Consider the following 10,580-nt stretch of genomic DNA (forward strand, 5'->3'; position numbering starts at 1 on the left):
AGCGCATCGTGCGGACGTTCATAGTTATAGTCCTGCATCCACTCGTCAGCCAGGGTTCTTACTTGACTGAGCGTTTCAAACAAGTAGGCATCAAGTATATCTTTCCTGAAGCTTCCATTAAAGCGTTCGATGTATGCGTTTTGTGATGGCTTTCCAGGCTGAATAAATTGAAGGTTAATCTGATGTTCTTCACACCAGAGGCCAAGCTTGCTGGAGACGAATTCAGGACCATTATCAACCCTAATTCTTTGCGGCTTACCTCGCCATTGAATCGTTTGTTCAAGTATGCGCACCACGCGCTCTGCTGGTAGCGAAGTATCAATTTCGATTGCTAATGCTTCACGATTAAAGTCATCGAGTAAGTTCAGCGTCCTGAATTTTCTACCGTTGAGGAGTGCATCACTCATAAAGTCCATAGACCAGCTGATATTGGTTGTGCTCACTGCTTCCAGTGGATATAGTATACGCGCAGGAAGCCTTCTCTTACTCTTGCGTTTCATATTTAGCTTTAACAATTTATATACCCGATGAACGCGTTTATGATTCCACAATAAACCTTCTTTGCGAATGCGGAAATACATTTTCCAAAATCCTTCCGTTGGTCGCTGCTCCGCTAAGCTTCGGAGTTTGTCAATGACTATATGATCATCGCGATGGCTTTTATAGTAATAAACTGATCGTGATAAGTTTACCAGACTACAGGCCCGTCCAAGGCTTACTGTATAGCTCTTTTGCAAATACTCAATCTGTGCTCGCTTCTCGGAGGGCCTTAGAACTTTTTTCCTAGAATGTCCTTCAGCATTTTATTATCCAGAGCAAGATCAGCATACATCTGCTTGAGCTTTCGATTTTCCTCTTCGAGCTCTTTATACTTCTTAAGTTCATTCATCTCCATGCCGCCATACTTAGCCTTCCAGTTATAGATTGTGGCTTTCGATACGCCATGCTCGCGTGAGATATCCTGAATGTTTTTGCCCGCATCAAATTCCTTGAGAATGTTAAAAATCTGGGTCTCTGTAAATCGCTTCTTTTTCATATGTAACAGTTTAAAGTTAAAAGACTTTCGTCTAATCTTAAACCGTCCTATTTTCAGGGGAGCTTACACACTGACAACACTGATAGAAGAAGTAAGGGACAATAAAGTGATCCTGTATAAGAATGATTCGAATGTTTATAATTGGATAGAGTACAATAGACTCATTCAAAAAGAAAATCAGCGCGGGATTTCTTTCCAGAAAATATTTTGGAACGAAATAGACTAGGTGGATTCAAACGACACACAACAACGTATATAAATCATGTCGGCACTGTTGACTATAATTTACTATTTTGGTGTGTCGGCACGTTTTATATACAAGCGTTGTGAGTCAATGCCTCAATGAAAATTTGTTAACTATTAATATACACGAGTGACATCTATAAAAACTCTTTTGACAATATGTACAGTCGTCGTCATTATCTCGTGTGAGAATAGTAAAATTACCGACTCAAGACCAGAGATATTTTTTCTTCAGGACTCGTTGTTCAGGATTGAAATTAATGTTCCAATGGAATTGGATTCATTTAACACCTGGGTTGACTATGACGACACAAGTTGTGGACATCTGAGAAAATATAGATTTTCAAATTCAAACTATCCAATCATTCAAGAGTCTGGTTTTATTCATAAGACTTCACCTGATTCTTCGTACAGGCTAACATTTTCTCATATTGACAACTATAACTGCCAAGATTCAACATGGAAGGTCGATTTGAAAGGGGTAGTTAAGGGACTTGAACTAAGATCTAAAATGGACAGTGTACAATTTAGGCTAATCTCCTTGGACAAAGTTGAAATTAACAAACTGACATTTGATATCTTAACATTTAAAACCGACTTATTACCAAGACAGAAATATCAATCAATACTAATATGGGGATTCACTAAAGTTAATGGCATTGACTTGAAAGTTGAGTATGAATGTGCAAATAAAAACTGCGACTCCTTTATTGACAAAATGAATGAATCACTCAAATCACTAAGAGTCACAAAATGAAACTGATGTATCTGGCACTACCGCCAATCGAGTAGCCCTCCCCACTAATTTAGCGGGGAGAGGCTCTCACACCACTGTACGTACGGGCCTCGTATACAGCGGTTCATTAAGTTGTAGAGATACTTTTTCGTAGTAGGATAGCATGGATTCATACCCTCTCTTGGCAAGCCTTTCGATTGTTATCGTTGTTACGAGTATAGGGCTTTGGGCTACGGTAGCGTCTAAGTAACTGTGTAAAGGTAGGTTGACCACAAAAATATAGTACCGATCTATACATCACTCCCACTGTAATTTTCTCTGTCGGTGAATTTGATATGATCAATCTTAAATACACGTGAACAAACTATTAAAGTGATTGAGCGTACCTCTATATACCGTTTCATTCTGGTGGAAGACATTCCAATTCAATATCTTCATGATAAAGCGCATATAGCCCACCTGGTCTCCCCTCAATTTCTCCAAGATAATTTAAGAAGTATTTATCTTCACGAAGGAAGCATCGGTTCCGTATAATAGCAAACTCACCCGTTCTTTTAAGGCGTACCACAGTACCAATCATATATGTATCCTCATCTTTCACTGGCATATCAAACTGATTTTACTTTTTTGATATATAGCCAATGGCCTTCGCTAGTTCCGGATTAGCTTTTAAGAAATCAGCAAAATGACGAACATCGTCAAAGCCTTTGATTGTTTCTCCGGTAGCATCTTGCCAGTAAAGCTCAATTTTAATCTTCTTAACCGGTGGGCGTACAAATACTTGATTAGTGGGTAGAGAGTAATATTGCTTACTATCTAACAGCTTGTCTTTTGGAAATTTTGGCATAGATGAATCAGTTTACTTTCTAGTATGCCTGATTTGCCATTCAGATGACTCAAAGATAAAAAAAGTAAGCAACAAATGCAGACTCATTTCGTAATAAGACAACCCGTCTTTTTAGCCAGCTATATTTGCTTGTAAGAACAATCTCAACTCGGGTCACCGTTCAGTTCTCAATTTCTTTGAATGAATTTGATGCCTGTTATCAATCTAAATTTTACAAAATATAGCACCTCGAATTATAACTTAGGTTGAACATTTTTTCAATCCGGATCGAAGTGCCCATCATTATTTTCACGGTGCTTCACTCCTTTCTCCTCGACATCCGGTAGGGTTCAACCTATTTTGAGTGTTACCAAAGTGATTTAATACAATTAGTACGATAAATTCAGTCGTCAAGCAATCGTTTGCTTATCCTTCATATAGGGGTGAAGGTATATACAAACGCGAGTGTCTGACTCTCTGGATAGTTTGAAAAGTTGTGAATCATTATTTTATGATTGCTTTTTCTATTTAAAGTATATCAATTCATAGACGGTCCTGTTGGCTTATGAACGTTGATGATACAAATGATACCGATGACCTAATCCTGAAGCTGTTGGAAACAGATAATCCAACTGCGTCCAAGCTAATCTATACCTATCATTATAAGGCAGTATATACCTATATCAAAGACTTTATTTCAGATCATGATGCAGCCAAGGATATCATACAGGAATTATTTACAGCCATCTGGATCAAGCGACACTCACTAAACCTGATCAAACCACTTCGAAGCTATTTGCTTAGTGCAGCGCACAACAAGGCGATCAATTATCTGCGTGATAAAGGAAGACAAAACCGGATCATGGGGGAAATAGTCAATCGCTCAGGTAACGGAAAGATAGCCCCTCCTGCCGATGCTGAATTGCAAGCCAGCGAATTAGAAATCCAAATCAGGCGAGCTCTCAGCCGACTGCCTATCCATGCAAAAAGAACGTTCCTCATGAGTCGCAAGCAAGGTATGACTTACAAAGAAATAGCGGAGCATTTGCATGTAACAGAAAAAGCGGTTGAAAAAAACATGAGCAAGGCATTGAGCCTTTTACGGCAATACCTGGGAATCTACCTTAAGATGCTGGTGATAGCCTTGATGGAATAACGATAAAAAAAATACTCCCGACCAGTAGGGTGGCAACAACATTTCGTGTGATAGTAGTAACAGAAACAACAGCATATGCCCGCAACGGACTATATCATTCTCATCCATAGATACCTGACCGGAGAGATTTCTACAGAGGATCAGAAACTACTTGAAGCGTGGCTGTCAGCGGCTCCGGAAAATCAGCAGGCCTATGAGGAAATAAAACAAATATGGGAAAGTACCAATGATGAAAAGGAAATCACAGAAGAGCATTTCAAAGGCGAAATGGAAAAACTCGAAAGCGCTGTTCAGGAATCTGTGAGAAAAGATAACATGATTAAAACGTATCAACGAAATAACCGGGTTAGAAACATGGCACTGGTTGCAATGGTCATTGTCACGGGCTTTTGTATTGCTCTTCCGCTTCTGAAGATCGATCCGGTCAATACTGTTACTTTTTCAAATGATCAAAACAAAGAACTTGTTCTGTCCGATAGCTCCAGGATTCTGTTAAATAAAAATTCGTCCATCACCTATAGCAGCTCCGCCAGTCTGCGCCAGGTTAAACTAATCGGTGAAGCGATGTTCGACGTAAAGAAAGAACGCAGACCGTTTCAGGTATCTGCGAGCAATGTTATAGTGGATGTAGTCGGAACGGCATTTATAGTAAAGGTATATTCTGATTCTCTGGTTGAAATCTTTGTGATATCAGGATTGGTGGAAGTTAAATACCAGGATAAAACAATTAAGCTCGCCAGAGGAGAAAAATTCCTAACAGGAAAGGCTGGCAGTCTTAAGAAGATCATGAATGGCAATCCCAATTTTAATTCCTGGTATACGCGAGAGTTGGTATTTAAAAATACAGAATTGGAAGATATACTTCCGCTGCTGGAGGAGCTATACAACATTTCTTTCTTGATGGATGAAAAGAGAATACTGAACTGCAGGTTTACCGGAAAATTTGATAATGCTAAACTGGAAGATGTACTCAAAACACTTTCCTATAGCATGGATATAAAATTTACTTCACAAATAGGAAACTACTATCAGGTTTCCGGCAGAGGTTGTGTGCCATGAAAATATAGTTCTGTATGCGAATACTTTTACTGACTGCTTTATTAACAGGGATCTTGACAGCGTACGCACAAGTAGATCTCACCAGGCACATTACACTCGATGTCAAAGAAGTTACTTTGGATAAACTCTTTGAAATACTCGAAACATATCATGGAGTAGCCATCGCCTTCGGAATAGACAATATCCCCAACACCCTTAAAATATCCTTGTCGGTTAAGAACAAGACGATCTTTGAGATCCTAGAAATGGTTTGCACCCAGGCAGGATTATCCTATGATGTAATCGATCGGGCTGTCGTGTTTAAATACTCTAAACCCAATCATCCGCACAAAACAGCCAAGGTCTTGCCTGTAAACACGGACTCATCGGATATTTCGTTTACGGTAAAAGGTGATAGTGGCATCGACTCACCGATAGCAAACAGGGTTGACTCTGTAAAGCTCTCTTATAAATATACTATACCGAATGGGGCAGAGTTTCGACCTCCGAAGCGCGTGAGAAGACCGGACATAACAAATTTGGTGATCGGCCCTTCTTTATTTTCTGATGGTAATAAACGTTCAAAAATTGGGTGTTATGGAGCCGGTGTGTTTTTAAGCTATGCTGCCGACTATAACAACTTTCATTTTGTTGAGCGGAACATAGCATTCCAAAAATATAGGGTAGACTGGAACCACAGCATGGCAATTGGTGGCTATATAATTTTGTCGTCCAGGATTTATATATCACTTGGTGGTGCATACGCCACGAAAGATTTTGTGTTGAATTACAATTATCGGGTGCTTGACCCTGATGATCCTTTTCCTATACCGGATCAAACCAAAGTCAAAGTTCGCTACTTGGAAATTCCACTGACGTTGGGTTATGGAATTCTCACACGGAGAAAGTATTCACTGTGTGTGGCCGCAGGATTTTATCCATCATACCTGGTTGAAAAGGATGAGCACACTACCTATCTCAATTCAGGGAATCCTTCCACAACCTATTTCATCAATGCCAATCGGTCTACGATTTACAGCGCAACATTAGGATTCATTGCCCACTATTCAATCGGCAACGGCTGTGGTATTTTCATCGAGCCCGGCTATATATACTTTATTAAAGCAGTGAACAAAGAAGCCATGCAATCAAACTCATCGCTTTACAGGATAAAAGCGGGAATTCAATTTTCATTATTTCACAAACACTAACTCCTCTTTTATGAAAACACTTTTACTGCTTTTTGCTTTACTCTTTTCTCAGCTACCTCACGGTCTGGCCTTGAGCGTCACGATAAATCAAACAGGAACTGCCGCCAACTCGTGTTCGCGTTCATTAACCGCCTTGGTGAGCGATGGTTCCGGAAGCTATTCGTATACCTGGTCTATCGTCACTCCTGCAATCTCATGGCCCGGCTCTAATAACGTTGCCAGTGTTAGTCTCGCACTGGATCAAACGGCTGACGTGAATGTATCCGTTCAGGATCTGAATACAAATCAAATTACCTCTGCTACAGTAACCGTCTATCGAATCGTGACAGGAAGTTTCGACACGTTTATACCTAACCTGATCACACCAAACGGAGATGGCTATAACGATACCTGGATTGTGACCGATTCCGGAAAGAACTATAGTCCTATCAACGCCTACAGTTATACCCTTACAATTACAAATGCCAGTAGTGTACAGGTCTTTTCAGCCAGCGCCACGGTGACTGCCAATCACCTGGGTATTCTTGGTGGTGATATTAACTGGAACGCCAGGGTAAATGGTACCGGAAGTATTGTTCCAACGGGTGTGTATACCTACCAGTTGACGTTGGTGAACTGCTCTCAGTCTACTGCTTATAGCAGACAATTAAATATACTGTACTGACCAAAGTATATATATACTATTCAGTAGGGTAATCTATCAAAATCAGTGTAATAGAAATGCAAGGACACCAAAACGTCCTTGCACCTTACGGTCTCCGTTATTTACTATGCATGAACGCGTCATTAAAATATGAACTGGAAAAGTTGGAGCTGATAATTGCCAACGATCTTCTTGCCACCCGTGAGAAGGATGTTCATATCATGAAAGAACAACTCGACTCCCTCAAGAATATTTTACAAGACGAGACTGATCGGATCAAAAAGAAATTCGTGCATGAGATATATGCTTTCGAAGATGAGCGGCATCTTGAGCGGTATATTCAACTCCATCAACAGGAATTGATCCGGCTGATGGATCAACTGGCGGGAATCGGGAATCATAAAAATGTTGCCTATAATCAGGAGTATCACGAATTATACCGACATGCCTGCCGGGCAGTGGAAGAGTTACTCACCTTTATTGAACGTCATTTTACAAAGTATTTTGATCAGGATACAAAGGCTCCGGAAAGTTATATTACGCTTGCCGGCAGTGACATCGTAAAAAGTTTCGGAGAATTACAAGATCGTCTAAAAAACCTTAACGCGGATATATACCTCATTGATCTGGTACTGTATCCCATGAAGAAGTTTATTGAGAATATACCCCTGGGTGAGATCTCCTATCGAAAGATCATCTATGTTAAAGAAATTCAGAAAGACCTTCACCGAATCATTGCCTCAACAAAAAATGACGGCACAATTGATGACGACCTCCGGCTTGAAATGCTTTACCTCAACTATAATACCATTAAGTACTTTCGTTACTATACCAACTACGTTGTGGCGCAGTTGGAGAATGTTGATTCATCTTCTGGAAGAATAGAAAGGCTAGCGTATTTTCTAAAGATGGTAAACCAAACGCAGGTGAAGCCAGGCGTAGGGTATAACAGAACAGTACACACGCTAAAGGAGCAGTTGGCTGAATGGATTGCAGAGGAAGTTTTCTATTTGGAAAAGATGCACAAGCTCAACGAGAAGAATGCCGTAGGCACAGCCCTGGCAGACGACTTCAAATTGAAAACAGAAATGTCAGTATCGCAGCTTGCTTATTTGCTTCGGGTGTTCATTGAAACCAGGATCATCAACACTAAAAACGTGTCCGACCTGATCCGTTTCTTTTCAAGGTTCTTCCAAACCAAACGACTCGAAAGCATTTCCTACGAGAGCTTCCGGGTGCGATACTATAATACCGAGGATGGGACCAAGCGAAGTGTTAGAAATATGTTATTACTAATGGTCGACTATATAAACAAAAACTAACTAAAAGATGCTACGCGTTACAATCATTTCATTTATACTATTGACTCTGTTTGAGTCTTGTTCCAGAAAGGAAGTAAACCCGGAACAGATTAACGGACGGTATGTACGAATTATCGATTTTGAGGTGCCTCATCCGGCAACGGGGAAGAAACTGGGAACAGGAATCATCCGGGATACTATTTTTATTTCAGCCAAACAGGATGGCTACGAAGTAAGAAACAACAAGTGGAGACGGAATCATTACGATACCCGTGGATGGCAGGATCTGGAACACGAAGAGAATCATCCGATGCCTACATATATGGTTTCATTTGACCCCACAGATGGTTCACTCATTCCGGTGATGTCTGGCATTTTCCTGCCCATCAAATTGAATTTAAAAGAGCACTGGCTGCAGAAAGGAAAGAATAAACGTAATATCTATCTCAAATTGAAATGAGTTACGGGTAGGAATGCTAACTCCGCATGAATTTGAGAAAATTTTAAAGTCGTCAGAGTCTTTTGCATTGGATTTCAAATCTTCCATGCATGCGGTGATTGATGACAAAGACCTACTTAACACGGCCAAACTGGCCAAGGATATCATTAGCATCTCACGCATCTTCTATCCGTTGAGCAAGATGACATTCTTTTCCATCACCGAGCATAATGCAGCTAGGTGACGTATGTCATTCGCCATTATATTCTAATATTTGAGCCACAATGTTGGCCAGGTATTCTACTCCATACATGTCTGGTTCCTTTGGATGTTTATTCAAAGGGGTATAAAACTTATCTTCATTACCCGGTCCTAAAAAGCTAATCATCACTATCTTTCCCTCGATATCCTTTTTTGTTACCTTCCCATCTAATACTTCTTTAGCACTTAATATTTTAAATTGCCTTTTGCCCTCTTTATAGTCAATGTCAACTATTTTAGGGTGAGCATTGATGAACTTCATTGCTTTAATACTATCGTAAGACATAGCGGTACGAGCTGCAAAATGGTACTTCGATGCCTGCTCACCATAGCTTTCCTTTTCCCACACTGTAAAACGCTTCAAAGTGTGATTGGTATCATTCTCCGGCAACGTATTTACAAATCCTGTTTTGGCATATGCAGAAAATTCTAACTGACTTGCTGAACTAGTAAAAATCTTACCGTTAAGATTATGCACCAGGCTTGGCATTACAAGATTTTTACATTCCCATAAAGCATTGACAAGCTTAGTATCCTTCTCATCATGCCTGCTCTCATCAAACTGCAAGTCAATTGCAATTACCCTCGGGTTAAGCGCATTTAATGTCGAAATCTCTTGAGCTATCCCTGCTCTATCTAAGTGTTCAACATTTACGAGTACAATATTTTCATGCGTTTGCGAACTGCATGAAAATAGATTGATCGTCATCAAAAAAATAAAAAGTAACATTTTCATGTTTTCAACGATGGGGGAGCACTTACGACATTTAAATTATTTTTACCTGGATCTGGTTTGTCTAAATATGAAATTAACATATTTTCCCAAAGCAGATCGCTTAAGCAACCGCCGCAGTTCAGGTTGACCGAAGCAACCACAACTTCGAACATTCTAGGTGATGGCTGATAAGGTTAAGGTTGATTAAGTATGTTTTGATGGGCCTCATTTTGTTACATCGTGTCATGCGAGAATTTCTGACACTGAACGATGTAAAACGCCTTGTAGAAACCAAATGCAATCAACCTGTTTTGAAGGAAGAGTTTTGTTTTGTGTTTTGACTGGACTATGATCGTCTTACGTGATGCACTTGACCTGGAAGAAGTAAAGGAAAACGAATCTCACGGATATCATAGTTTCAATGAATCAATGGGTATCATTTTCATTCGCTCGTTTGGTTCTGCCTCCACTGCTGGATAATTTAGGGGAACCAAAGTAAAGCTTTGCTCACCATTTGTATTTGGCGTATTTATTATTTTAACCTTACTATTCGACCTCGTTAGCATTGGAATTGCAGGTCTATCTTTTCCAATAATTTCCGCAAAACTCGGATTTCCACCTATGACTGAATAAGAGTGTATACAATTGTCTTTAAAAAAAAGAAGCCCGCAACTCCAGTCAGTTTCAATGACATACTGCATAGTATCTCTTACTGATTTAAGATTACAGAAATCTGATTTCAATAAGTATTTTTCTGGAAGATAAGGCAAGATAAATGCGATTGAATCCCATGGATTTTTATTAAAGACCAAAGACAAATCAATTATATATTCTCCCTTTGTTGGTTTTCCATAGACAACCGTTACACTATCCAATTCCTTGGTGTAGTTTACAAATCTTGCTTCGTGTTTTTCTTCTGAACACGAAAATAAAAAAAACACGAGCCACAACGAAAGTGATAAAAATTTCATAAGT

11 protein-coding genes are annotated in these 10,580 nt (G+C 39.7%); 6 read left to right on the forward strand and 5 right to left on the reverse strand.

The window, feature by feature from the left end:
- From B5Y40_RS23470 to B5Y40_RS23495, 3 genes are all read right to left on the reverse strand, one after another.
- Positions 1-1,036 (reverse strand): IS3 family transposase gene (locus tag B5Y40_RS23470; protein ID WP_143785913.1). Its coding sequence is split into 2 segments (ribosomal slippage), with 1,037 coding nucleotides annotated over them: positions 1-775 and positions 775-1,036; the frame shifts between segments, so codons are not numbered across the junction. This gene is flagged as partial in the annotation.
- Between the two features lie 1,379 nt (positions 1,037-2,415).
- Positions 2,416-2,622 (reverse strand): hypothetical protein, encoded by a 207-nt coding sequence (locus tag B5Y40_RS23490; protein WP_079689323.1) that lies wholly within the window; start codon positions 2,620-2,622, stop codon positions 2,416-2,418.
- A 12-nt stretch (positions 2,623-2,634) separates the two neighbouring features.
- Positions 2,635-2,862 carry a hypothetical protein gene (locus B5Y40_RS23495; RefSeq protein WP_079689324.1) on the reverse strand — a complete coding sequence of 76 codons (228 nt, stop codon included), beginning with the start codon at positions 2,860-2,862 and terminating at the stop codon, positions 2,635-2,637.
- Between the two features lie 544 nt (positions 2,863-3,406).
- Here B5Y40_RS23495 and B5Y40_RS23500 point away from each other — a divergent pair.
- The 6 genes from B5Y40_RS23500 to B5Y40_RS23525 all read left to right on the forward strand — a co-directional run bounded on the left by B5Y40_RS23500 (position 3,407) and on the right by B5Y40_RS23525 (position 8,650).
- Complete coding sequence (locus tag B5Y40_RS23500) at positions 3,407-3,997, forward strand: RNA polymerase sigma-70 factor (RefSeq protein ID WP_079689325.1); 591 nt, start codon at positions 3,407-3,409, stop codon at positions 3,995-3,997.
- A 75-nt stretch (positions 3,998-4,072) separates the two neighbouring features.
- A complete protein-coding gene (locus tag B5Y40_RS23505; protein WP_079689326.1) occupies positions 4,073-5,056 on the forward strand; it encodes a FecR family protein in 984 nt (327 codons plus the stop codon).
- Positions 5,057-5,070: 14 nt separating this feature from the next.
- On the forward strand, positions 5,071-6,246 hold the full coding sequence (locus tag B5Y40_RS23510; protein ID WP_079689327.1) for an outer membrane beta-barrel protein: 1,176 nt from the start codon (positions 5,071-5,073) through the stop codon (positions 6,244-6,246).
- Between the two features lie 10 nt (positions 6,247-6,256).
- Positions 6,257-6,910 (forward strand): T9SS type B sorting domain-containing protein, encoded by a 654-nt coding sequence (locus tag B5Y40_RS23515; RefSeq protein WP_079689328.1) that lies wholly within the window; start codon positions 6,257-6,259, stop codon positions 6,908-6,910.
- Positions 6,911-7,020: 110 nt separating this feature from the next.
- On the forward strand, positions 7,021-8,211 hold the full coding sequence (locus B5Y40_RS23520) for a hypothetical protein (protein WP_079689329.1): 1,191 nt from the start codon (positions 7,021-7,023) through the stop codon (positions 8,209-8,211).
- A gap of 7 nt (positions 8,212-8,218) precedes the next feature.
- Positions 8,219-8,650, forward strand: coding sequence for a hypothetical protein (locus tag B5Y40_RS23525; protein ID WP_079689330.1), 432 nt, complete (start codon positions 8,219-8,221; stop codon positions 8,648-8,650).
- 229 nt (positions 8,651-8,879) lie between these two features.
- Here B5Y40_RS23525 and B5Y40_RS23530 read toward each other — a convergent pair whose 3' ends face one another.
- Positions 8,880-9,626, reverse strand: a complete 747-nt coding sequence (locus B5Y40_RS23530; protein ID WP_079689331.1) for a CHASE2 domain-containing protein — start codon at positions 9,624-9,626, stop codon at positions 8,880-8,882.
- A gap of 389 nt (positions 9,627-10,015) precedes the next feature.
- Complete coding sequence (locus tag B5Y40_RS23535; RefSeq protein ID WP_079689332.1) at positions 10,016-10,576, reverse strand: hypothetical protein; 561 nt, start codon at positions 10,574-10,576, stop codon at positions 10,016-10,018.
- Between the last annotated feature and the right edge of the window lie 4 nt (positions 10,577-10,580).

The organism is Ohtaekwangia koreensis (assembly GCF_900167975.1).
GTDB classification, from domain to species: Bacteria; Bacteroidota; Bacteroidia; order Cytophagales; family Cyclobacteriaceae; genus Ohtaekwangia; species Ohtaekwangia koreensis.

What these genes read in the sequence shown, in the direction of transcription:
- B5Y40_RS23510 (WP_079689327.1), top strand. Translation starts at nt 5,071, where the DNA reads ATGCGAATACTTTTACTGACTGCTTTATTAACAGGGATCTTGACAGCG.
- B5Y40_RS23490 (WP_079689323.1), bottom strand. Translation starts at nt 2,622, where the DNA reads ATGCCAGTGAAAGATGAGGATACATATATGATTGGTACTGTGGTACGC.
- B5Y40_RS23515 (WP_079689328.1), top strand. Translation starts at nt 6,257, where the DNA reads ATGAAAACACTTTTACTGCTTTTTGCTTTACTCTTTTCTCAGCTACCT.
- B5Y40_RS23520 (WP_079689329.1), top strand. Translation starts at nt 7,021, where the DNA reads ATGAACGCGTCATTAAAATATGAACTGGAAAAGTTGGAGCTGATAATT.
- B5Y40_RS23500 (WP_079689325.1), top strand. Translation starts at nt 3,407, where the DNA reads ATGAACGTTGATGATACAAATGATACCGATGACCTAATCCTGAAGCTG.
- B5Y40_RS23525 (WP_079689330.1), top strand. Translation starts at nt 8,219, where the DNA reads ATGCTACGCGTTACAATCATTTCATTTATACTATTGACTCTGTTTGAG.
- B5Y40_RS23535 (WP_079689332.1), bottom strand. Translation starts at nt 10,576, where the DNA reads ATGAAATTTTTATCACTTTCGTTGTGGCTCGTGTTTTTTTTATTTTCG.
- B5Y40_RS23530 (WP_079689331.1), bottom strand. Translation starts at nt 9,626, where the DNA reads ATGAAAATGTTACTTTTTATTTTTTTGATGACGATCAATCTATTTTCA.
- B5Y40_RS23495 (WP_079689324.1), bottom strand. Translation starts at nt 2,862, where the DNA reads ATGCCAAAATTTCCAAAAGACAAGCTGTTAGATAGTAAGCAATATTAC.
- B5Y40_RS23505 (WP_079689326.1), top strand. Translation starts at nt 4,073, where the DNA reads ATGCCCGCAACGGACTATATCATTCTCATCCATAGATACCTGACCGGA.